The organism is Pseudorhodobacter antarcticus (genome assembly GCF_900110135.1).
Lineage (GTDB): Bacteria > Pseudomonadota > Alphaproteobacteria > Rhodobacterales > Rhodobacteraceae > Pseudorhodobacter > Pseudorhodobacter antarcticus.
In genome coordinates this window covers 12,293-34,442 of record NZ_FOCO01000010.1, presented here as the reverse complement: position 1 = coordinate 34,442, position 22,150 = coordinate 12,293, and the positions used below count along the sequence as shown (strand labels likewise).

The window sequence follows — 22,150 nt, the reverse complement described above, 5'->3', positions numbered from 1 at the left end:
CCATGGGGGTTCTAGCGGTTTGCTGGCATCGCGGCGGCAAGGCGCATCAGGGTCACCGCTTCGGCCCGATAACCGAACGGATCATCGCCGCGCGCAGATAGGGCAAGGGCAATCGCGTCATCCCAGCCCCAATCGCCCAAGTATGTAGCCTCCGTCAACAACTGGCCAAAGCCTGCGATGGCGGCGGCAAAATTTGCCTCTGTGTCGGGTGGGGTTTGCCCATCGGCGGCGGTGATTGGGGTCTCAATTAGCAAGGATTTGCTTTCCCCCGGCGCTTTGTATCGCAGCCGCAGGAACCCAAGTTCGCCATTGCCCGTATCCGTGCCCGTATCAACGGTCGGTTCGGCATAGCGTAGGGCCGTGTTTGCCTGCGCGGGGCTGCCGGGGGCTGTGATTTCAAAAAGCGCGGTCACCGCATGGCCTGCGCCAATTTCGCCCGCATCCACACGGTCATTGTTGAAATCCTCGCGGGCCAAGGCGCGGGTTTTATAGCCGATCAGGCGGTATTCCGCGACCTGCGCCGGGTTCCATTCCACTTGCAACTTTACATCATCGGCAATCGGAAACAGCGCGCCCGACAGCTGATCGACCAGCACTTTGCGCGCCTCTTGCAGCGTGTCGATATAGGCGGCGGTGCCATTGCCCGATTGGGCCAGCGTTTGCATGGTCGTATCGTCCAGATTGCCGCGCCCAAAGCCGAGGATGGACAGATAGGTGCCGGCGTCGCGCTTTTTGGCGATATACGCCTCCAGCCCGTCGGGGTCGGAAATGCCAAGGTTGAAATCGCCATCGGTGGCCAACAGGACGCGCGATACCTCGCCCGCTGCAGTCATGGAGGCCGCGGTTTGATAGGCAAGTTCCAGCCCCGCCGCGCCATTGGTGCCGCCACCTGCCGACAGGCGGTCCATCGCGGCCAGAATGGTGGCTTGATCACTGGCCGGGGTGGGGGCCAAAACGGTGCCCGCTGACCCGGCATAGGCGACGATCGCCACCTCATCTTGCGGGCGCAGTTGGGGCAGCATCAGGCGCAGCGATTGCGCCAGCAAAGGCAGTTTGGCGGGGTCTTGCATGGAACCGGAGGTGTCGATCAGCAAGACAAGGTTCAAAGGTGGGCGGTCGGCGATGGCGGGCAGGCGGCCTTGGAGCCCGATGCGGACCAATTGGGTGCCGGCATTCCACGGCGTTGGCATGACGGTGACCGTAGAGGTGAAGGGGGCAGCGCCCGGTTCGGGGGCGGGATAGCTGTAGGGGAAATAGTTGATCATTTCTTCGACCCGCACCGCGTCGGGCGGGGGCAATTCGCCGCGCATCAAAGAGGAACGGATGATCGCATAACTGGCGGTATCCACGTCGATGGAAAAGGTGGAAACGGGGTTGATTGCGGTGGTCTTGACCGGGTTCGCCGGTGCGGTAGCAAAGGTTTCGGTATTGGGTGCGGGGCTGGCGATTTGGTCCGCCATTATGGGGGCGAAGGTGGCGGCGGAATCGAAGGTGGGGGCGGATTGCAGGGTCATGCCTGCGGCCTCGCGGTTGCGCATCATTTCGGGTGCGGCGGATTTGGTTAGGGCGTGCGATTGGGGGGGGGCGGGTGCCGGTGCGGGGGGGGCTGCGGGGGCGATTTCAGGCAGTGCGAGAGGTTGGGCTTGGTCGGCCAGTGCAGCGGATTCGGGCGCTGCGATGGATTGGACGTCATTGGTCACGGCGGTGGGCTGCTGCGCGGAAATGTCGGGGGTGACCCAGATTTGGGGCAGCACGATGACAAGGCCCAGACAAAGGGCGGCGGCGGAGGTGGTCGCGGTGAGGATGGGACGGGCGGTGAGGGTGGCGAGCATGGTCTGCAATCCTATCAAAAACCCCACCCGTTGGGGGTGGTTGTTGATAGGACGCGGGTCGATCGCGGTTCCTTGGGGGAGGGCATCAAAACTTTCCATCGCCAGCCTGATTGCGGCGGCGCGGGCATCGGCATCTGGGGCGGGGGCGGCGCGCAACTGGGCGCGCAGGCGGGTCAGATCATCGGTCATTGAATGGCCTCCTGTTCGGCGATGCGGCGCAGGTGTTTTTTAACCTCGGCCATGCGCCAGGCGATGGTGCCTTCGGACAGGCCAAGAATCGCGGCGGCCTCAGCTTGGGTCAGGTCCTCGCCCAAGGTGAGGGCCACGGTGTCGCGCAGTTCGGGGGAAAGCTGGGTCATGGCTTGGGTCAGCCAATCGGTGGCGGTGGCCCCTTCGGATATTTCGGTCTGGCGGGCGGTTTCCCAGTCGCCCCAGCCTGTGGTGGCGCGCGCATAGGTGGCGCGGCGGCGGCGGCGATCATGGGCGGCGTTCACGGTGACCCGGTACAGCCAAGTTGAAAACCGGGCCTGCCCACGAAAGGATTGAAGTTTGGCGGGCAAGGCGGCGCAGATATCTTGGGTCAAATCCTCGGCATCGGTTTTGGTGCCTGTGAGCCGCCAAGACAGGCTGAAAATGCGGTCATAATGGCGGGCCAAAAGCTGGCCAAAGGCCGCCCTGTCGCCGGAGGCGGCGGCATCTGCGAGGATTTCATCTGGGGTTTCCATGAGCATCACGATAGATCAGACGCGGTGGCGGGCGCAATCCTTGGTCGCGGGTGCAGTTTTGTTTTGCATCGCGCGCGATGCGGCGGTTAACCCATTGTATTAGATTGGAAACGTATTTTTTGTTAACCAAATCTTAAGGTTTGGATTGCGCGATTTGCAGGGGTTTTATCGCGATTAGGTTTGTTGATAGACCAATGTGCAAAGCGAAAAGTCGTGAATTGTAAGGGCTGTGGCAAGGGCTGTGGCAAGGGCAGTGGTGGGGATGAGGATGGTGGCGCGGATGGCATCTGCATCAAACGGGACATCGGGGTTGGCCAATACCCAATCTTGGCGGATGGATTGAATATCGGGGTCAAGCGCTGTTGTATCTGTTTGGGGCGCGGGTTTTGGGGGCGTGCGCATCGGCCACGCGGTGTCGCGCGCCATGCGTGGCAGGCTGCCCAATTGAGAGGGGCTGGCGGTGGCGCCGTTCAACAGAAGGCAGGGCACCGCATGAGGCTGCAAGCGGGCGGCGGTTTTTGCGCCGTGGTCGCGGGTCAATTGGGCGTGCAGATCATCAAGCGAGGGGAACATGAGCGACCTTTTGGCAAACTGCGGGATGTGCCGAAAGGATAGCCGCGCGGGGGCGGGTTGCAAGCCTGAAGGCGGTGGGGTTACCCGATGCCCTTGCGCGTGAGGGGGGCGGGAAGGTAGCGCGCATTGCCCCAAACCGAAATATGCATTTCGGCCTGCCCGTTGGGGGCCAGATGTTCGGGCGTCAGGCCCACAACGCGCACGCGCAGATGGTCGCCCCGGCGCAAGGCTGGCGTTAGGATTTGGGCCGCCTGCGCGCCAAGCTGCCCCAAGGCCAGCAGCGTGCGGCGGGGCAGGAAAAAACGGCGGTGGCGGATGGTGGCCCAGACCGTGACGTGACCATCCTCGGTCAGGTGCAATTGTGCGGCATCCCCGATGGACAGGCCGGATTGGCGGATGGGGCGGGTCAGGTCGCACACGGCGGCCTTGTGAAGGATGGGTTCGATGATGTCTTGCACGCGCGGCCCTTTTGCATGGCGGTTTGGCGCAGCATGGGGGCAAAGGGGGGGGCAGGCGCAAGGCATGGTCGTGCGCAGCGGTGCGGGCTGCGCGAAACCGCCGAAACCGCGGGGGGCGGTCGGCGGGGATTGGCGCAGAGAGTTCACGCTGGGTGGGGTGGGCGAAAAGCCGCCCTGTTTTGCCAAAGGGTGGGCGGTTAGGCGGCGTTTAGGCGGCGGCGCGGGCGGTGCTGCGCAAGCGGGCGCAGGTGGCGGCATCAACGCCAAGGGCGGTTTGCACCAAAGTTACCAGTTCGTTTTCATCCTCATGTTGGTGCCCATCGGCATAGACGACCTGCCAGAGCGCCAGCAGCGTATCCTCGCGGTCTTGTTGGCTGATCACCTCGTGCAAAATGGCGGTAAGGGCGTCTGTATCGGGCATTTCGGCGGCCAACCGTTCGCAGCCTGCGCGCATTTTGGCAGCGTCCAGCGGGGAAAGGGCAAAGCGTTTGGTAAGGATGCGGTCAATCCGTTCCACCTCTTGGAACAGATAGGCGCGGTCAGCTTGGGCCACGCGGACCAGCAGCGCGCCAAGCGCGTGTTGTGCATCGGCGGGCGGTAAGGGCGTGCGGTAAGATTGCACGGGGGCGAACAGCGTAAGGATGCGGTCGAACATATAGCGGCCTTTTGGGTTGGGTTTGGCAAGGGTAGGGGGGCGCGCGGATTGGCGCAAGGGGAGGGGGGGTGTCACCTCCCCTTGCAATCGGGGGGGGGCGGGCCTATGTAGCGGGTGCGACGCTTTCTTTTTCGACCTTCTGGTTCCCTTGCGGCTTTCAGTCTTTCGATCTTGATCTGACAGAGCCGGGCTGCTGCGTTTTGCGGGCAGCGAACTGAAGGAGTATACACGATGGCCAATGGCACCGTGAAATGGTTTAATGCAACCAAAGGTTTTGGGTTTATCGCACCAGCTGGCGGCGCGCGCGACGTGTTCGTGCATGTGTCGGCGTTGGAAAGCGCTGGGATTCGCCAGTTGGACGACGGCCAAGCCGTGACGTTTGATATCGAATCCGGCCGTGATGGCCGCGAGTCGGCAGTGAACCTGTCGCTGGCATAATCTGCCTTTTGGCGGAATTGGATGGGGGTGGCCAGCGATGGCCGCCCCCATTTGCGTTTCAGGGCTTAGCCCAGCAGCGCCTCATACACCCGGTAGGCACCCCGGCGGGTGTCCAGCGCGTTGTGGTTGCCGTAGTCGCGGGCAAATGCGGCGATGGCGCGGTGCGTGCGCGGGCCAAAAGCACCATCATAGCTGCCGTGGTAATAGCCATGGCGGGCCAGTTGGCGCTGAATTTCCACACGTTCCGCGCGGGAGTAATTGTTGAAAACTTTGGCAGCGGCGGTGTTGTGAACGCTGGAGCCGTAGTGGGATTTGACGCGGCGGGGTTCGCTGTGCCGGGGTTCGACATAGCGGGGTTGGACGTAACGCGGTTCGACATAGCGCGGCTGGACGTATTGCGGTTCGACGTAACGGCCCCGGTGGCTGGGCTGTTCAACATGGCGCGTTTGGGCGTTTTTGTTGTTCAGGTCATTTACGATCGCGCCGATGATCACGGTGGCCGCGACCCCTTTCAGCACATTACGCTCATTCTTGCCCAAGGCGTGGGCGGGGGCGGCGATGGTTAGCGACAGCGCGGTGAGAGTGGCGATGAGTTTGGTTTTCAGCAGCATGGTTGGTCCTTTCATGGCGCGCCTTTGCAGGTGGGGCGATGAGAGGAGAATGACTGTTGGCGGTTTGATAGGCAAAAGCGGTGGGGTGATATGCGATAACACCGCCGGATTTGGGGCGTTATCGCGGGGGTTTTGGGGTTAGGATTTTGGGGTTAGACGGACAGACAGATGTATTTCATCTCCAGATAATCCTCCATCCCGTGATGCGACCCTTCACGGCCCAAACCGGATTGTTTGACGCCGCCAAAGGGGGCCACCTCGGTAGAGATGATGCCGGTGTTGACGCCAACGATGCCGTATTCCAGCGCCTCTTGGACGCGGGTGATGGTGCCGATGTTTTGGGCGTAAAAATAGGCGGCGAGGCCAAAGATGGTGTCGTTGGCGTAGCCGATCACTTGGTCTTCGGTGTCGAATTTGAACAAAGGCGCCATGGGGCCAAAGGTTTCTTCCTGTGCGACCAGCATATCTTGGGTAACGCCGGTCAGGATGGTGGGTTCAAAATACGACCCACCCAGCGCGTGGCGGTTGCCGCCGGTCAGGATTTTCGCACCTTTGGCAACGGCGTCTTTGATGTGTTCTTCGACCTTGTCGATTGCGGCGGTGTTGACCAGCGGGCCAAATTCCACCGCCTCGGTCAGCCCGTCACCGACTTTTGTTTTGGCCAAAGCAGCAGCGAGTTTGGCGGCAAACGCGTCATAGACCCCGACCTGCACATAAATCCGATTCGCACAAACGCAAGTTTGCCCGTTGTTGCGGAATTTTGATGCCATCGCCCCGATCACCGCCGCGTCCAGATCGGCGTCATCAAACACGATGAACGGCGCGTTGCCACCCAGTTCCATCGAACATTTCATGACCTGATCGGCGGCTTGTTTTAGCAAAATTCGCCCCACTTCGGTGGAGCCTGTGAAGGTGAGTTTGCGCACGGTTGGGTTTTCGCAAAACTCTTTGCCGATGTCGGATGATTTTTTGGAGGTGATGACCGAAAAGATACCTTTGGGCAGGCCCGCACGGTCGGCCAATACCGCAAGCGCCAGTGCCGACAGCGGGGTTTCAGCGGCGGGACGCGCCACAAAACCACAGCCCGCAGCAAGGGCCGGGCCACATTTGCGGGTGATCATGGCATTGGGGAAATTCCATGGGGTGATGGAGCCTACGACCCCAATGGGTTGTTTCAAAACGGTAATGCGTTTGTCGCGCATATGGCCGGGGATGGTTTCGCCGTAAACGCGCTTGGCCTCCTCGGCGAACCATTCGATGAAACTGGCGCCATATGCGACCTCGCCCTTGGCCTCCGCCAGCGGTTTGCCCATCTCAGCGGTCAGAATTGCACCAAGATCGTCTTGGTTCGCCATCATCAAATTATACCACGCGCGCAGAATGTTGGCGCGTTCTTTGGCGGGGCGGGCGGCCCAATCTTTCATCGCCACGTCGGCTGCGGCAATGGCGCGGGCCGTCTCATCGCGGCCAAGGTTGGGCACGGTGCAAATCACATCGCCGCGCGCGGGGTTTGTCACCTCAAACACCGCGCCATCATCGGCGGCAATCCATTCGCCTGCGACATAAGCGCGGGTTTCCAAAAGGCTGGGGTCTTTCAGCATGGCGCGCAGGTCGGTTGCGGTGTTGGTCATTCGGGCCTCCCATTTCGGTTTGGACTATGCAAATCATGGGCGGGCGGGGAAGTCTAGGGCGAGGGGGTGCGCGATGGATATGGATTTGGCTTATGCCAACGGGGCGTTTATTGCGGGGGCGGATGCGTATCCTGCACGCTGGGCGGCGCGGGCGGCGGCGTTTCGCGCCAGTTTGGGCGCGCGGGCGCATGCGTTTGAATACGGTCCGGGGGCGCGGCAGCGGGGGGATTTGTTCCTGCCCGAAGGCGCGGTGCGCGGCTGTGTGACCTTCATTCATGGCGGATATTGGCTGCGGTTCGATCCCAGCCTGTGGTCGCATTTGGCGGCGGGGGTGCTGGCGCGCGGCTGGGCCTGTGCGATGCCCGGATACACGCTGGCCCCTGACGCGCGGATTGCAGGTATGACGCAGGAAATGGTGCGCGCGCTGGCGGTGATTGCGGCCCGCGTGCCGGGGCTGCAGGTGGTCACGGGCCATTCGGCGGGCGGGCATTTGGCGGCGCGCATGGGTTGCATCGATCTGGAGGTGCCCGGCGTGGTGCGCGTGGTGCCGATTTCGCCGGTGGCGGAGTTGGAGCCGTTGACGCACACCAAAATGCACACTGATTTGCGGCTGGATGCGGCAGAGATTGCGGCAGAAAGCCCCGCACGGCTGAACCTTAAACCCAACATCTCATCCCATGTCTGGGTCGGCGGCGGCGAGCGTCCCAGTTTTTTATGGCAAGCGCGGCTCTTGTCCGAAAACTGGGCCTGCGATTGGACCGTCGCCCCCGGCAAACATCATTTCGATGTGATCGACGCGATGGAGGATCCTGCATCCGATCTGGTCACAGCGCTGATCGCTACGCTGTGATCTTGCTATTTCGTATTGGCCCAAATACCTGCGCCGCAGGCCAGCGGCGGCACGCCGCTATCTGCTGGCCCCAAAACGCGGGGCCAGCAGCGACAGGGCAATCGTGGCCAAAAGGATGCCCAAAACCCCTGCCATGAACAGACCAAACTGCGCGGCGGCGGTGGTGGGCATTGGCCCAAGGGCAGTCCCCGTGGCCGTAAACCACCCCAGCGTGACCGCGAACCAAGCCAAAATCAGGGCCAGTGCCCCCCACAGCATGGCGCGGGCGCGCGGCGCGGCGGTGGCACGCAAGCCGCGGCGCAGGGCGCGGATTTGGCGGCCAAAATCGGCCTGCACTGCCAGAACGGCGGGCACCAGCAGCAAGACCAAAAACATCCCGAACCCCAAGCCATAGACAAGCGTGATAACCGTGGGGCGCAAAAATTCCGCTTGGGATGATCGTTCATAGAGCAGCGGCGCGAGGCCCAAAACCGTGGTGGCGGTGGTTAGGAACACCGGGCGCAGGCGGTCTGCCACGGCGTCGATGATCGCGGGATACAGCCCACGTTTTTTGGCGTATTCGTCGATGGTTGAGACCAAAACGATGCTGTCATTGATGATAATCCCAGTCATCCCGATCATGCCGACGATGGAAAACAGCGACATCGGCACGCCCCACGCGTGATGGCCGTAAATCGCGCCGATCAGGCCAAAGGGGATGACGACCATCACCACCACGGGCCGTGTCCAGCTGGCGAATACCCATGCCAGCACCATGTAGATGCCAAGCAAGCACAGCAGGAACCCCAATCCTGCATCGCCCAGAAATTCGCGCTCTTGTTCGGCCAGCCCGGATTGGCGGGTGGTGATGCCGAAATCTTGTTCCAGTTTGGGCAGGATTTCGGCGGTCAGGGCGCGTTGGACCTCCGCCGCGCGGGCGGGGTCATCTTCGGCCACGTCGCCCGATACGGTGACGATGCGCAGCCCGTTTTCGCGCCGGATGGTGGAAAAACCGGATTGGCGGGTGACGGTAACGATATCGCCCAGTGGTACATACACGCCGGGGGCGGCGCGCAGTTGTGTGCTGTCAAGGAAATCGGCCGTTAGTTCGGAAGCGGGGAGTTCGACGCGGATGGCGGCAGAGCGGGGGCCATCGGGGAAAGTCGCGGCCTCAATTCCGTTCAGGCGGTCGCGCAGGGCGCGGCCCAAGGTTTGCGTATCAAACCCCAACGCTTGGCCTTGGGGCGTCAGCGACAGGACGAGTTCATCCTTGTCATAAGACAGGCTATCTTCCAGCGCGGACACTTCGGGGAAGGCGGCCATGGTGGTTTTTAAGCTTTCGGCGGCGGCTTTTAGCACTGTCGCCTCGGCGCCGGACATATCGACCGACAGGGCATCGCCGCCGGGGCCGAAACGACCGCCGCGAAAGCTGAGTTCCTCTAGCAGGGGGTGGTTTTGCACCTCATCTTGCAGGTCGGACAGGTAGGCGGCGGTGGTGTAGGGGCGGTCGTCTTGGTCGATCAATTCAATGGACAGGCCGCCCAGCAGATCGGCGTCTTTGGTGTCCGCGCTGGACAGCCCGCGCCCCGAACCGCCGCCAATTTCGGCCAGCACAAGGGTGGTGGGGGTGGCCCCATGTTCGGCCACATAGCGGGCGTTGACCGTGTCGGTGGCGCGTTGCAATTCGCGCATCATCGCCAGCGTGTCGCGGCGGGTGGCGCCGGGCAGCATGGCAAAGTTTCCGGAGATGGAGGATTGTTCGGGCGAGTTGAAGAACCGGAATTTCAGGTCACCGCTGATGAACAGGGCGGCTTGGGATGCCAGCAGCAAGACCGCCAGCGCGATTGTGGCCATGCGGGCGCGGATGATGATGGCGACCAGCGGGCGGATGGTGGTGCGGATCAGCCATTGCAGCCCGCGGTTGGTTTGGCGCGACGGCCAATCGTACCATGCGGCATCTTTGGCGGCGCGCAGGGCGTGGGCCATGTGGTTGGGCAGGATTAGGAAACATTCCACCAAGCTGGCGAGCAATACGGCGATGACGGTGAAGGGGATATCGGCGATCAGCGCGCCGAAACGCCCGCCGATGGTCACCAGCCCCGCAAAGGCGATTACGGTGGTGAGGGTGGAGGCGATGACGGGCATCGCCATGCGGCTGGCTGCGTTTTCGGCAGCCTCCACCGGGCTTTCGCCCAAATGGCGGGCGCGGAAATCGGCGTGTTCGCCCACCACGATCGCATCATCAACGACGATGCCAAGGGTGATAATAAGGGCGAACAGCGAGATCATGTTGAGGGTGAGGCCAAAGCCGTACATCACCGCAAGCGCCGCCATGAGGGATACAGGGATGCCAAGCGCGACCCACAGGGCGGTGCGGACGTTTAGGAACAAAAACAGCAAGATGACCACAAGACCAAGCCCCATCAACGCGTTATCCAGCAGCAGGTTGAGGCGGCCCGAGATGTATTCGGCGCGGGCGCGGACCAGTTCGATTTTGGTGCCTGCGGGCATAAGCGGGGCCAGTTCATCGACCACATCTTGGACCTCTGCCTGCATTTTGATCGCGTCGCCGGTGTCGTTGCGGTCCACGCGCACGGTCATGGCGGGGTTTGGCCCGATAAAGGTGGCGCGGCCCCGGTCGGGGGCACTGGCGCGCACATCGGCCACGTCACCGATGGTCAGGGTGGTGCCGTCTGCGGCTTGGCGCAGCACGATGGCGCGAATGGCGTCTGGGTCGCGCGCCTCAATCCCTGTGCGGACGCGGGCGGCACCGCTGCCCACATCGCCTGCGGGTGCGGATTGGACGCGGGCGGCGATGGCGGTGGCAATATCGGCCATGGTCACGTCATGGCGGATCAAGGCGATGGAGGGGATTTCCACCATGATTTCGGGGCTGGCGAGGCCTTGGATGGTGGTGCGGGTGATGCCTGCGGCGAACAGGCGGGCGGTAAATTCATCCGCAAAGCGGCCAAGCTGGGCCACGCCAACCGGGCCTGTGATCACCACATCTGTCACGCGGTCGCGCCACGCACCGCGCCGCACTTGCGGGTCATCGGCATCATCTGGCAGGGTGCGAATGGCATCAACGGCGGCTTGCACATCGTCGGTTGCTTGTTGCAGATCAACGCCCGGTTCAAATTCCAGCGTGATGCGCGCACGACCTTCGGAGGAGAGGGAGGTGACATCGGTGACACCGTCGATGGACAACAGCGCGGGTTCTAGGGTTTGAACGATCGCGCGGTCCACATCCTCGGCGCCAGCACCCGACCATGTGGTGGTCACTGTCACCTCGGATATGATCACATCGGGGAAAAACTGCGCGCGGATGCGGGTGGCGGCGGCAAGGCCTGCGACGATCATCACCGCCAGCAGCAGGTTGGACAGCGTGCGGTGGCGGGTGAAGGTGGAAAGGATGCCGCGTGGAATGGGGCGCGTGGTCATGCCTTAGCCGCCGATGGGGGGGTGGGGCGCGGCGGTGTTGGCGGCGTCTGTTTCAGCCCCCGTTTGGGGGGGCGTGCTGCGGATGGGATTGATTTTGATGCCCGCACCCAGCAGGGGCGAGCGTTCGCGCACAACCTCTCGGTTTTCGATACCGTCGGGGGCGAGGAGGACTTGATCGCCAGAGCGGCGCAAAAGTTGCACAGGGACCGATTGCAGGCGGTCATCATCGGTCAGGGCCAGCACGGTATTGTCGGCCCCCAACGCGGTGGCGGGCAGGGCGATTGCGCGGGGCAAGGTGGGTTCAAAGATGCGGATGGTCACAAAATCGCCGGGGCGCAGGCCGGGGGCGGCGTTCAGGGTGGCGTAAAGCAAGCGCCCGGTTTGGCCTGCGCCCACGGCGGGGCTGGACCGATCAATTTGGCCTGTGGCGGTGATATTGGCCCCCGACACGTCAAGCGATGCGGTGAGGGCGGCGGGGGTTAGGCTGCCGTTTTCGCCCAACAGCCGCGAAAATTGCGCGGTGGACAGGCGGAAAGACACCTCCAGCGCTGTGGGGTCGATCAGGTCTGCCACGCGTTCATTGGTGCCAAGGATGCGACCGGGGACGGGGGTAAAATCGCTGAGAACGCCCGAGAATGCGGCAAAAAGCTGGGTGTCGCGCAAGGCGCGGTCGGCATCGTTCAGGGTGATTTTCTGGCGGTCTAGGGCCGTGGTCGCCTGATCCACGCGGGCGGTGGCTTGTTGCAACGCGGCGCGGCGCGAGAGGACGGATTGATCGGCGGCAGAGGCGGCCAATGCGGCGGTTTCCACGGCTGCCGTGGTGCTGGCGCGGCGTTGTTCCAGATCGCGCTGGCGGGCAAGGGCGGTGGCGCGCAGATCGGCTTGGGTTTGGGCAGCGGCCACATCGGCGGCGGCGAGGGTGAGGGCGGATTTGGCATCGCGCACCTCACCTTGCGCCCTTGCCAGATCGCTGCGGGCCAGATCGCGGGCGGTGGTGGCATCGGCCGGGTCGAGCGTGAGGATAAGCTGGCCCGCTGTGACGGCTGCGCCATCGCCAATGCCGGGGCCAAGGGTTTGGACGGTGCCGGGGCGCGGGCTGCGCAGTTCAAGGCTGCGGCTGGCCAGCGTTTCGCCGTAGGCGGTGATGACGGGGGTGAACGGCGCGGGCGTGGCAAGGGTGACATTGGCGGAAAACACGCGTTCCGCCGGGGGGCGTGCGGGCGTGTTTTGGGCGTTGCGGGTGGTGTAAGCGCTGCGCAAGGTGTGCGCGGTTAGGGCGAGCAGGCCAAGTGTGAGGGCGAAGATAAGAAGTCCGGTCAGCGACCGTCTGAAAAACCGCATCTGGTCGCCTTTTGTTGGTGCTGCAAGGGATACGTCTTGCGGGCGCGATTGGATTATACGGGGTTTAACGCGGGCCTGCGGTTTTTCCGTCGCAGTGTGGGTTGCGCGGTGTGGGTTGCGCGGAGGGGATTGATTATTTGCGGCGGTGGTGTTCGTCCAGCCTTGGCATGATTTCGACAAAGTTGCAGGGCTGGTGGCGGTAGTCGAGTTGGAATTTGAGGATTTCATCCCACGCATCGCGGCAGGCACCGGGGCTGCCGGGCAGCGCGAACAGGTAAGTGCCATTGGCCACGCCCCCGGTCGCGCGGCTTTGCACCGCCGATGTGCCGATTTTCTGCATGGAGATCAGGGTGAAGATGGTGGCAAACGCTTCAATCTCTTTTTCATAGACATCGCGGTGCGCCTCTACGGTGACGTCGCGGCCTGTTAGGCCGGTGCCGCCGGTGGACAGGATGACGTCAATCGCGGGGTCGGCGCACCATGCGCGCAACTGGTCCGCGATCTGGGCGCGTTCATCGGGGAGGATGTGGCGCGCAGCAAGGGTGTGGCCTGCACCCGTTAGCCGCGCCACCAGCGTGTCGCCGGATTTATCATCATGGGTTTGGCGGGTGTCGGACACCGTAAGGACGGCGATGCGCACGGGGATGAAGGGTTTGGTGTCGTCAATACGGGACATGGTTCAAGCCTTTTGGAACAGCGCAAGGCGCAGGGCGAGGGTGGCGAAAATGCCCGCGCTGACAAGGCCAAGCGTGCGGGCAAAGTGTTGCGAGGTGGCCATGTGTCGGCCCAAACCTGCGGCGGACAGGCCGACCGCGCCATTGATCAGCATGCCGCCCATGCCGATCACCGCGCCAAAGACAAGGAACTGCGCAAGGATTTGGCCGCGTGCCGGATCGATAAATTGCGGAATAAAGGCGAGGGTGAACAAGATGACCTTGGGGTTGGTCAGCGTGACCAGCGCGCCATTGCGAAAGGCGATGTGCGCACGCAAGGCAGAGGCGGTGGACCGGGGAAGGCGGGTTTGGCGCAAGCATTGCACAGCCAGCCAGATAAGATAGGCGACGCCTGCCCAGCGGATCGCATCAAAAAGGCCGGGATGGGCAGCGACCACTGCACCGAGGCCAAGCCCCGCCAGCCCCACATGCACCATGCCGCCTGCGGAAATGCCCGCCGCTGCGGCAATCGCGGCGCGGGGGCCGGACCGCAACCCTTGGCCAAGCGCGAACATCATATCCGCGCCAGGGGTCAAGTTCAGCGCCAAGGCGGCGGGCAAAAAGGCCAACAGTGTCAGGGGGTCAACGGGGAAGATCATTGCGCCAGCCGCGCCTTGACCGCCAGCAAATGCGCCCAAGCGTCGCGTTTGGCGGCGGGGCTTTTGAAAAGATTGGTGGGGTGCTGCATGGGCATAACGGGGATGCCTGCCACATCGGTCCACACACCGCGCGGCGGGTTTTGGCCCAGCACCACGCGGCAGGGGGCGGCCCCCATCGCAATGATAACGCGGGGTTTTGCTAGCGCGATATGGCGCAACAGGAACGGGCGCAGCATGGCGATATCGGCGTCGCCGGGGTCGTTGTCGCCGGGAATGCGCCACGGCAGGGCGGCGGCCAGATAGGCGGATGTGGCGGGGTTGTTGCTGCTGCGTTCATGGCCAATCGCGGCTAGCATTTTGTCCAACAGGCTGCCTGCGGGGCCGGTAAAGGGGCGGCCCTCACCTTCCTCCTCGCGGGTTGGGGGATTGCCTATGACCATTAGGGCGCCGGGGGTGCCATCCGCAAACACCAACCCGCGCGTGCCTTTTTTCAAATCGCACAGATCAAACGCGGTCAGGGCCGCGCGCACATCATCCAAGGTTTGGCAGGCGTTTGCAGCGTGGGTTGCGGCAGCGATGGCGTCTTGGGCCGGATTTGCGGGCGCAGGGGCGATTGCGGCCGCTTTGAACCGCGCGACAATCGGTTCCAGCTTTTCAGGCAGGGCGTAACGGTCAATAGGGTCGTCCACCGAAAATTCAGCCACGCCAAGGTCGACCTGCCACGCAAGGGCGGCAAGGGCGGCGTGCCAGTCATAATCAGCTAGTGGCGTGTTGATTCCCATGTGGGGCAGAGTAGGGCCGTGACAGCGGCGGGGCAAGCGGTGCGCAAGCGGTTGCGATGCCTCGCGCGCTTTGGCATAAGCAAGACACGCCAGACCGGGGAGGCAGACATGAGTTTTCGCGCACGCCATTTGCTGGGCATCCAGCACCTTGCCCCGGATGAAATCCGCGCCATTCTGGATTTGGCCGATAAATATGTCGACCTGAACCGCCGTTCGATCAAAAAATCGGACGCGCTGGCGGGGATGACACAGATTAACATGTTTTTTGAACCGTCCACCCGCACGCAGGCCAGTTTTGAATTGGCGGGCAAGCGGTTGGGCGCGGATGTGATGAACATGTCCGTCGCGCAATCGAGTGTGAAAAAGGGCGAGACACTGATTGACACCGCGCTGACGCTGAACGCGATGCACCCCGATTTGCTGGTGGTGCGGCATGGCGCGTCCGGCGCGGTGAACTTGTTGGCCGAAAAGGTGAATTGCGCGGTGCTGAATGCGGGCGATGGGCGGCATGAACACCCCACACAGGCGCTGTTGGATGCGCTGACCATCCGGCGCGCCAAAGGGCGGATTCAACGCTTGACCGTGGCGATTTGCGGCGATGTGGCGCACAGCCGGGTTGCGCGCAGCAACTTGATTTTGCTGGGGAAAATGGAAAACCGTGTGCGGTTGGTGGCCCCCCCCACCTTGATGCCTGCGGGTGTCGCCGAATTTGGCTGCGAGGTGTTTGACGACATGCGCGAGGGGTTGGAGGGCGCGGATGTGGTGATGATGCTGCGCCTGCAAAAAGAACGGATGGATGGCGGGTTCATTCCGTCCGAACGCGAATATTACCACCGCTACGGCCTTGATGCAGAAAAGCTGTCCCATGCCAAACCCGATGCGATTGTCATGCACCCCGGCCCGATGAACCGCGGCGTCGAGATTGACGGCGAGTTGGCCGATGACATCAACCGCAGCGTGATCCAAGAACAGGTGGAAATGGGCGTGGCCGTGCGCATGGCCTGCATGGATCTATTGGCGCGCAATTTGCGGGCGGAACGTGGGGCAAAAGCGGCAGGAGTGATGGTATGACCGATCAAAACGACCAGAACGACCAAAAACCGCCCAAAAAGCCTGCATCAGATGCGGCCATGTCGGGGCGCGTTGCCACGGTGGTGTTGCTGTTTTTGGCGGTGTTCTTGGGCTTGTTTATCTGGGGCGCTGGCTGATGGTGCGCGCGGTGCGGGGTTGCCCTGCCATACAACCAAAGGGGGCTGTTGATGGCTGAACTGCCACGCGATTCGATCATGGGGGCTGTCGCGATGTCCCCCTTGCGGTCGGGCGAACATGTGCTGGCCGAATGGCCCGCCGACCCCGCCGCCTATTGGCGCAGTCACGCGGTTATGGCGGCCCTTGGTGGTGTGATCGCGGGCGTGGTTTTGGTGGCAATCGGCAACCCCTCGCCTTGGGTCGGGCCGGTGGCGGCGGTGTTGGCGCTGGGCGCGCGCGGTTGGTATGTCGCGTCCGAGGCGCTGGAGGCGCGCTGGCGGTTGACCGACCAACGCCTGCAAGGCCCCGGCGGGCGCGAGGTGCCTTTGGCGCGGCTGCGTTTGGCGCGGCGTTTCCTTGGTGATGTGCAGGTCATCACCCATAGCGGCGACAAATATCTGATGAAATATCTGGCCGATGGGGCCGCCGTGGTCGCAGCGATTGACGCGGCCAAAGCGGGGCTGGCCAAATGATCTGCCTTCCCCCTTCGGCTTGGCTTAAATACCTCCTGTCTGTCCGCGCCCCCGAATGCGCCGTTTCACATCAAGGACCCCGCCCATGACCCTTTACTTTGAAAACGCGCGGATTATCGACCCCGAGGCAGGGACCGAGAGTATCGGCAACCTGATCTTGAACGCAGGCGTGATTGCAGCGATTGGGGCAGCGTCCCCCCCCAAAGGCGCGCAAGTGATTGATTGCGGCGGCAAATGCCTGGCCCCCGGCATCGTTGATCTGGGGGTCAAGATCGGCGAGCCGGGGGAACGCCACCGCGAATCCTTTCGCTCTGCCGGGCGGGCGGCGGCGGCGGGTGGGGTGACCACCATCATCGCGCGCCCCGATACGGCCCCCGCGATTGACACGCCCGAGGTGTTGGAATTTGTGACCCGCCGCGCCGCCCAATCTTTGGTCCGCATTCATCATATGGCGGCGTTGACCAAGGGGCGGCAGGGCCGTGAAATGGTGGAAATTGGGTTCATGCTGGACGCGGGGGCGCTGGCGTTCACGGATTGCGACCATGTGGTCAGCGATACCAAGGTTTTGGGCCGCGCGTTGACCTATGCGCGCGGCCTTGGGGCCTTGGTGATAGGGCATCCGCAAGACCCCGGCTTGTCGCGCGGGGCGGCGGTGACCAATGGCAAATTTGCCTCGCTTTTGGGCCTGCCGGGTGTGCATCCGATGGCCGAACGCCTTGGGTTGGACCGCGATATTGGCATGGTTGAAATGACGGGTGTGCGCTATCACTCGGACCAAATCACCTGCGCGCGGTCCTTGCCTGCGCTGGCCCGCGCCAAGGCGAATGGGTTGGATGTGACCGCAGGCGTGTCGATCCACCATCTGACCTTGAATGAGTTGGACGTGGGCGATTACCGCAGCTTTTTCAAATTCACTCCGCCTTTGCGCGCGGAGGAGGACCGCGTGGCGGTGGTCGAGGCGGTGGCATCCGGCCTGATCGACATCATCTGTTCCATGCACAGCCCGCAAGATGAAGAAAGCAAGCGTTTGCCGTTTGAAGAGGCGGCGGCGGGCGCTGTCGCGTTGGAGACATTCTTGCCTGCCGCGATGCGCCTGTACCATGCGGGTGCGATGGATTTGCCCACGCTGTTTCGGGCCATGGCGTTGAACCCGGCCAAACGGTTGGGGTTGCCGCAAGGGCGCATGGCGTTGGGCGCCCCCGCCGATCTGGTTTTGTTTGACCCGGACGCGCCTTTCATGCTGGATCGCTGGACGCTACAGTCGAAATCAAAGAACACACCATTTGACGGTCAGCGGATGGAGGGGCGGGTGATTGCCACCTTTGTCGCGGGCATCCAAGTGTTCGGACCAGAAGGGTTTGCCGATGCCTGAGATCACAAGCGCGCCGATGGTTTTGGCGGTGGTGGCCGTGCTGGCCTATCTGCTGGGGTCGATCCCGTTTGGGGTGGTGATTACCCGCGGCTTGGGCCTTGGGGATTTGCGCGCGATTGGGTCGGGCAACATCGGGGCGACCAATGTTTTGCGCACGGGCAACAAGGGGGCTGCGGCGGCCACGTTGATTTTGGATGCGGGCAAAGGCGGGATTGCGGTGTTGATCGCGCGCGCGATTGTCGGGCCGGATGCTGCGCAATTGGCGGGGTTTGCGGCGTTTTTCGGGCATTTGTTCCCGGTGTGGTCGGGGTTTCGCGGCGGCAAAGGGGTGGCGACATTCCTTGGCACGCTGTTGGCGCTGGCCTGGCCTGTGGGGTTGGCGGCCTGCGGTACATGGTTGGCGGTGGCGGCACTGGGGCGCATATCGTCGCTGGCCGCATTGGTTGCTGCGGCCTCTGCTGCGCTGTGGATGTTGATGTTTGGGCATGGCGATATGGTGGCGCTGTGCGTGGTGTTGACGCTGATGGTCTATTGGCGGCATGCCGAGAATATCAGGCGTATCCGCGCGGGCACTGAACCGCGGATTGGCAAAAAGGGCTAGGTGGGGGGGGATGCCCTAGCCCGATACCTTTATCAATGCGCGGGTGTTTCGGGGGCCAGCGCCTCCAGCTCGGCGCGGATGGCGCAAAAGGCGGGTGGGGATTGGTTGGCCGTGCTGGGGTGTGCCAGCACATCCATGCAGCTTTTGGCGCAATCGCCGGTTTGACAGCGGGCGACGATTTTGGCCAGATCGGCGCGGGTCATCCAGCCATCCATCACAGCGCGGGGCACATCGACCCCGGCACGCCGGGCCATGCCACGGACCAAACCCCAAGTTACAGGCGCGTCTACATATCCGATCATGGTGCGTTCCCTTTATGCGTTCTGGGGTCAGCATGGGGCACGCGCGCCTGCGCCGCTTTGACGCAGATCAAATGCGGGGGTTAAATTGATTTGGGTGTGGGATGCGGGCCAGCGGTGTCTGCGATCTGGGCGCCGATCGTGGTGATCGCGTCAATTTCATGCGCCATCAACTGCGGCGTGCAACGCGCAAGCGCCTGTTGCGATTGCACATAAGCGGTTTTGCCGAAAAACACCGGGTTGATCTGGGACAGCGCCAGCAGCGCCTTTTGCAACCGCATTTGCACGGCAAACAACCCCGCCCCATCGCGCGCAACGGGGGGGAACACATCATCGAACATATCGGCCAATGCAATGGGCGGAACCCACAGCCGCGAAAAGGACAGGCTGGCGGCACGCGGTGCGGCCAAGGGGGCCAGCAAACGCACAGCGCGGCCCAACACATCAATCGCGGTGCCGGGGTCATTGACGGCGGGCGACAGCGCGCGTTCGGCGATTTCGGCCATGACGGACAGGCCAAAACGCGGGTCTTGGTCAAAGCTGCGGGTGTCGGTGATGGTAAAGGCGTTCAGGATATGGCGGCTATGATCGGGCAAATCACCAAGCAGGTGCAAAAGCGGGCAACCGGGATGTACAAAGCTGCCGGGCAGGGCGTTAAGGTAGATCTGGCAATCCATATCGGCCGCGCAATTTTGCAGCGCTTGCATGTGGATATAACGGATATAACCGATGGTCGCGGGATAGACCGCATGGGCGGCGGGCGGCGGCGGGCCTGCGTGGCGGTGGCCGCCCAGATAGGGCGCGTTGATGCGTTCGGCGATGGCGCGTTCGGTGGCGGTTTCGACCTTGTCGATGGAATCGGTCATCAGGCCAAACACCGTAAGGTGGTCAATCCAGCGCAAAATCGCTGCGACCACGATCAAGATAACGGCGATGGTCACAGCAAACAGCACAAGGCGGTCATTGTCGGTCAACACCCCCGCCTTTAGCGCGACAATGCCGATCAAGCTGTACAGAAAGGACCCAAGGAAGGTGGCCAGCACGCGCTGGGTGGTGCGGTCCGCCTTGAGCAGCGCAATTGCGCGCGGGGTGACAGCGGCGGCGGCCCCGGTCAGGGATGACACCATAATGCCCAGCGAAAAGGTGACCACCGTGAGCATGGATGACGCAAGGATGGTCAGAACCGCCTCAACCGCGCCTGCGCCCAGCAACCCGCCCAAACCTTGGGGCAACAGCGGCCCGATCATGGTGGCCGCCAGATTGGTGACCAGCGCCAGCACGGCGTAAAGCAGCGCCACGACCCACAGCTTTTGCAGCGAGTCTTTCAAAAACAGCCGCCATTTGGAAATCATCGCAATCCCCTTTTGCCTTTGAGCCAGCTTGGCCGTTGGGGGGCGGGCTGGCAAGGGCGGTGTGGCGCGGGGCAGGGGCGGTTAGCGCAGCCCGCTGACCACGCGCTGTACCGTTTCACGGCGCGCGGCGTTGGGCGGGTGGCTGCCAAGGAATTGATCGCCGGGATCGGGCAGACGGTCAAAAAACGCGGCCCCGCGCAAGGCGTTAAACCCGGCGCGCTGGGTGATTTCGGCGCCAAGCGCGTCTGCCTCCAGTTCAAAACCTTTGGAAAAGCGGCGCGCGCCGACCGTGGCCCCCATGCGCTGGGCCTGTTGGACCGCCGCCTCGCCGCCGCCGCCAACCGCGACCAAGATGCCTGCAAGCAGCGCGCCGCTGGTCGCACTTTTTTGTTGCTGGGGGATGTGGCCAAGGATGTGGTGCGCCGCCTCATGGCCCATGACAAAGGCGATTTCGTCGATGTTGCGGGCATCGGCGATCAGCGCAAGGTTGAAGCCAAGGATGGGGCGGCCATTCGCATCCAGCGTTTGAAACGCGTTGGCGGCTTGATTTGGGCGATCATCCACCACGATTTGGAAATCGCAGTTTTGGTTGCGGGTGCGCGCGCGGCAAAACGCCTCGGCCACGGGTTCGACCGCATCGACCGCGCTGACGAAATTGCGCGCGACGGTGGCGGGCGGCAGAGTTTGCGCTGGGGCGGCCGATTGTGCGGGGCGGGTTTGGGATTGGGGTGTTTGCGCGGGGACCACGCAGCCTGCCAGCAAGGTTAGCCCCAAAAGTAATCCGATCAGCCGCATGACATCCATTCCCTTGCTGTGTGCGTTCTATGTAGCAGAAGTGCGGGGTACGAAAAGCCCCTTAGCGCCGCGCAGTGTTACACAGCGTTGTGAGGAGGGGATGGTGGGGGCGCTTGGCTTGCGTTAGGGTTGGGAAATGGTTTTGGGGGCTGATATGGGACGTTTGGGCTTGATGGTTTTGGGATTGGCCCTGTTGGCAGGCTGCGGCACGCCGCAGGAACGCTGCATTGCCAGCGCCACCCGCGACGCGCGGATTTTGGACCGCTTGATCACTGAGACGCAGGGCAATATCGACCGCGGCTTTGCCTATGTGGAGGTGCAAAGAAGCCGGACCGTGTGGGTCGTGTGCGTGCCTGCGCAGGCAGCGACCGCGACCAGCCCCGCACAATCGGCGCAAATGTGCATGGACGACCAATATTACACCGAAACCCGGCCCCAAGCGATCAACCTAGCGGATGAACGCGTGAAGCTGGCGGAAATGCGCAAAAAACGCGCGGAACTGGAACGCGCGGCGGTGCGCGATGTGGCCAGTTGCAAGGCGCAACACCCGAAATAGGTTAGTGGGCGGGGGCGTTTACCGCGTCGATCAACCCGCGCCCACCATCCAGCGTGATGATTTGCCCGGTCATAAAGGCAGAGGCATCGGACGCAAGATATTGCACGGTTTCGGCCAATTCATCGGCGGCGGCAATGCGGCCCAGCGGCGTGGCGGCGGTGATGGCATCGCGGTAATCGGGGTTTTCCTTGATCGCCGCTTGCAAACTGTCGCTGAGGACGGAGCCGAACGACACCGCGTTGACGCGAATACGGTGCGGGGCCAGCGCCACGGACAGCGAGCGCGTCATTTGTTCGACCGCCGCACAGGAAATGGAATAACCAAGCAGTTGCGGCTGCGTGTGGCGCGCGGCGATGGACGACAGATTGATGATGGAGCCGATCACCCCATCGGGTTCCCCCGAGGTTTCCGCCTGTTTTTCCGCCTGCAATATCATGCGTTTGGCGGTCATTTGCGACAGGCGCAGACTGGTCAGCAGGTTTTGCTGCCACATTTGTTCCACCGCATCCTCGTCGGGGTTCAGGGGATCGGAAGGGACCATTTTGCGTGACGCGTTGACCAAGATATCCACCCGGTCAAAGGCGTCGATGGTGGCGGACAACAGGTTGTTGATGGTCAGTTTTTCACGCAGATCACCGCCGAAATAGCGCAAAGCGCCTTCGGCCCGCGCCTCTACCGAACATTCGTTTTCCAAGCGGACCTCATCCACATCCGCGAACATGACGTTCGCCCCTTTGGCCAGAAAATGGCGGGCGATGGACAGGCCGATGCCAGCGGCGGAGCCGGTGACGATGGCAGTTTTGCCGGTTAGGGAAAACGACATGGG

24 protein-coding genes are annotated in these 22,150 nt (G+C 62.8%); 8 read left to right on the top strand and 16 right to left on the bottom strand.

From position 1 onward, the window contains the following. Window positions 1-11 precede the first annotated feature (11 nt). The 5 genes from BMY36_RS07030 to BMY36_RS07010 form a co-directional block, all read right to left on the bottom strand. A complete protein-coding gene (locus BMY36_RS07030; RefSeq protein WP_419186853.1) occupies window positions 12-1,931 on the bottom strand; it encodes a vWA domain-containing protein in 1,920 nt (639 codons plus the stop codon). Between the two features lie 86 nt (window positions 1,932-2,017). Next, window positions 2,018-2,557 (bottom strand): RNA polymerase sigma factor, encoded by a 540-nt coding sequence (locus tag BMY36_RS07025; protein WP_050518101.1) that lies wholly within the window; start codon window positions 2,555-2,557, stop codon window positions 2,018-2,020. 174 nt (window positions 2,558-2,731) lie between these two features. Beyond that, on the bottom strand, window positions 2,732-3,130 hold the full coding sequence (locus BMY36_RS07020; protein ID WP_050518099.1) for a hypothetical protein: 399 nt from the start codon (window positions 3,128-3,130) through the stop codon (window positions 2,732-2,734). 80 nt (window positions 3,131-3,210) lie between these two features. Further along, on the bottom strand, window positions 3,211-3,588 hold the full coding sequence (locus tag BMY36_RS19430) for a hypothetical protein (RefSeq protein ID WP_139193961.1): 378 nt from the start codon (window positions 3,586-3,588) through the stop codon (window positions 3,211-3,213). A gap of 208 nt (window positions 3,589-3,796) precedes the next feature. After that, on the bottom strand, window positions 3,797-4,318 hold the full coding sequence (locus BMY36_RS07010) for a tellurite resistance TerB family protein (RefSeq protein ID WP_244888660.1): 522 nt from the start codon (window positions 4,316-4,318) through the stop codon (window positions 3,797-3,799). Window positions 4,319-4,474: 156 nt separating this feature from the next. On the opposite strand from BMY36_RS07010, the gene BMY36_RS07005 reads away from it, so the two are divergent. Then, window positions 4,475-4,681: a cold-shock protein gene (locus tag BMY36_RS07005; protein ID WP_050518374.1), complete on the top strand. Its 207-nt coding sequence runs from the start codon at window positions 4,475-4,477 to the stop codon at window positions 4,679-4,681. Between the two features lie 65 nt (window positions 4,682-4,746). Here the strand turns inward: BMY36_RS07005 and BMY36_RS07000 are convergent, their stop codons facing one another. Together BMY36_RS07000 and BMY36_RS06995 are read right to left on the bottom strand one after the other, a co-directional pair. Continuing rightward, window positions 4,747-5,307 (bottom strand): peptidoglycan-binding domain-containing protein, encoded by a 561-nt coding sequence (locus tag BMY36_RS07000; RefSeq protein ID WP_050518375.1) that lies wholly within the window; start codon window positions 5,305-5,307, stop codon window positions 4,747-4,749. A gap of 137 nt (window positions 5,308-5,444) precedes the next feature. Then, complete coding sequence (locus BMY36_RS06995; RefSeq protein WP_050518376.1) at window positions 5,445-6,923, bottom strand: NAD-dependent succinate-semialdehyde dehydrogenase; 1,479 nt, start codon at window positions 6,921-6,923, stop codon at window positions 5,445-5,447. A 73-nt stretch (window positions 6,924-6,996) separates the two neighbouring features. Here BMY36_RS06995 and BMY36_RS06990 point away from each other — a divergent pair, with 73 nt between their 5' ends. After that, the gene (locus BMY36_RS06990; protein ID WP_050518377.1) at window positions 6,997-7,773 is read left to right on the top strand and encodes a hormone-sensitive lipase; all 777 of its coding nucleotides are present in this window, start codon (window positions 6,997-6,999) and stop codon (window positions 7,771-7,773) included. A 57-nt stretch (window positions 7,774-7,830) separates the two neighbouring features. On the opposite strand, the gene BMY36_RS06985 is transcribed toward BMY36_RS06990, so the two are convergent. The 5 genes from BMY36_RS06985 to BMY36_RS06965 form a co-directional block, all read right to left on the bottom strand. After that, window positions 7,831-11,193 carry an efflux RND transporter permease subunit gene (locus tag BMY36_RS06985; RefSeq protein ID WP_050518378.1) on the bottom strand — a complete coding sequence of 1,121 codons (3,363 nt, stop codon included), beginning with the start codon at window positions 11,191-11,193 and terminating at the stop codon, window positions 7,831-7,833. Window positions 11,194-11,196: 3 nt separating this feature from the next. Continuing rightward, window positions 11,197-12,534, bottom strand: coding sequence for an efflux RND transporter periplasmic adaptor subunit (locus BMY36_RS06980; protein WP_050518379.1), 1,338 nt, complete (start codon window positions 12,532-12,534; stop codon window positions 11,197-11,199). A gap of 133 nt (window positions 12,535-12,667) precedes the next feature. Further along, window positions 12,668-13,210 carry a molybdenum cofactor biosynthesis protein B gene (gene moaB / locus BMY36_RS06975; RefSeq protein ID WP_050518380.1) on the bottom strand — a complete coding sequence of 181 codons (543 nt, stop codon included), beginning with the start codon at window positions 13,208-13,210 and terminating at the stop codon, window positions 12,668-12,670. A gap of 3 nt (window positions 13,211-13,213) precedes the next feature. Beyond that, complete coding sequence (locus BMY36_RS06970) at window positions 13,214-13,846, bottom strand: LysE family translocator (RefSeq protein WP_050518399.1); 633 nt, start codon at window positions 13,844-13,846, stop codon at window positions 13,214-13,216. Then, window positions 13,843-14,628, bottom strand: a complete 786-nt coding sequence (locus tag BMY36_RS06965; protein ID WP_050518381.1) for a uracil-DNA glycosylase — start codon at window positions 14,626-14,628, stop codon at window positions 13,843-13,845. The genes BMY36_RS06970 and BMY36_RS06965 overlap by 4 nt, the downstream gene beginning before the upstream one ends. Window positions 14,629-14,736: 108 nt before the next feature. On the opposite strand from BMY36_RS06965, the gene BMY36_RS06960 reads away from it, so the two are divergent. From BMY36_RS06960 to plsY, 5 genes are all read left to right on the top strand, one after another. Then, window positions 14,737-15,699, top strand: a complete 963-nt coding sequence (locus BMY36_RS06960) for an aspartate carbamoyltransferase catalytic subunit (protein ID WP_050518382.1) — start codon at window positions 14,737-14,739, stop codon at window positions 15,697-15,699. Beyond that, window positions 15,696-15,836, top strand: a complete 141-nt coding sequence (locus BMY36_RS19870; protein ID WP_156215080.1) for a hypothetical protein — start codon at window positions 15,696-15,698, stop codon at window positions 15,834-15,836. The genes BMY36_RS06960 and BMY36_RS19870 overlap by 4 nt, the downstream gene beginning before the upstream one ends. Before the next feature lie 51 nt (window positions 15,837-15,887). Beyond that, window positions 15,888-16,349, top strand: coding sequence for a hypothetical protein (locus tag BMY36_RS06955; RefSeq protein WP_231579653.1), 462 nt, complete (start codon window positions 15,888-15,890; stop codon window positions 16,347-16,349). 85 nt (window positions 16,350-16,434) lie between these two features. Continuing rightward, on the top strand, window positions 16,435-17,721 hold the full coding sequence (gene pyrC / locus BMY36_RS06950) for a dihydroorotase (protein ID WP_050518383.1): 1,287 nt from the start codon (window positions 16,435-16,437) through the stop codon (window positions 17,719-17,721). After that, window positions 17,714-18,322 carry a glycerol-3-phosphate 1-O-acyltransferase PlsY gene (plsY, locus tag BMY36_RS06945; RefSeq protein ID WP_050518384.1) on the top strand — a complete coding sequence of 203 codons (609 nt, stop codon included), beginning with the start codon at window positions 17,714-17,716 and terminating at the stop codon, window positions 18,320-18,322. The genes pyrC and plsY overlap by 8 nt, the downstream gene beginning before the upstream one ends. A 32-nt stretch (window positions 18,323-18,354) precedes the next feature. On the opposite strand, the gene BMY36_RS06940 is transcribed toward plsY, so the two are convergent. The 3 genes from BMY36_RS06940 to BMY36_RS06930 form a co-directional block, all read right to left on the bottom strand. Further along, window positions 18,355-18,624, bottom strand: a complete 270-nt coding sequence (locus tag BMY36_RS06940; protein ID WP_050518385.1) for a DUF6455 family protein — start codon at window positions 18,622-18,624, stop codon at window positions 18,355-18,357. Window positions 18,625-18,704: 80 nt separating this feature from the next. After that, window positions 18,705-19,973 (bottom strand): DUF2254 domain-containing protein, encoded by a 1,269-nt coding sequence (locus BMY36_RS06935; RefSeq protein WP_050518386.1) that lies wholly within the window; start codon window positions 19,971-19,973, stop codon window positions 18,705-18,707. Window positions 19,974-20,054: 81 nt separating this feature from the next. Further along, complete coding sequence (locus BMY36_RS06930; RefSeq protein ID WP_050518401.1) at window positions 20,055-20,768, bottom strand: M48 family metallopeptidase; 714 nt, start codon at window positions 20,766-20,768, stop codon at window positions 20,055-20,057. A gap of 154 nt (window positions 20,769-20,922) precedes the next feature. Here BMY36_RS06930 and BMY36_RS06925 point away from each other — a divergent pair, with 154 nt between their 5' ends. Further along, window positions 20,923-21,324 carry a hypothetical protein gene (locus tag BMY36_RS06925; RefSeq protein WP_050518387.1) on the top strand — a complete coding sequence of 134 codons (402 nt, stop codon included), beginning with the start codon at window positions 20,923-20,925 and terminating at the stop codon, window positions 21,322-21,324. Window position 21,325: 1 nt separating this feature from the next. Here BMY36_RS06925 and BMY36_RS06920 read toward each other — a convergent pair whose 3' ends face one another. Continuing rightward, the gene (locus BMY36_RS06920) at window positions 21,326-22,147 is read right to left on the bottom strand and encodes an SDR family NAD(P)-dependent oxidoreductase (protein WP_050518388.1); all 822 of its coding nucleotides are present in this window, start codon (window positions 22,145-22,147) and stop codon (window positions 21,326-21,328) included. Window positions 22,148-22,150: the final 3 nt, after the last annotated feature.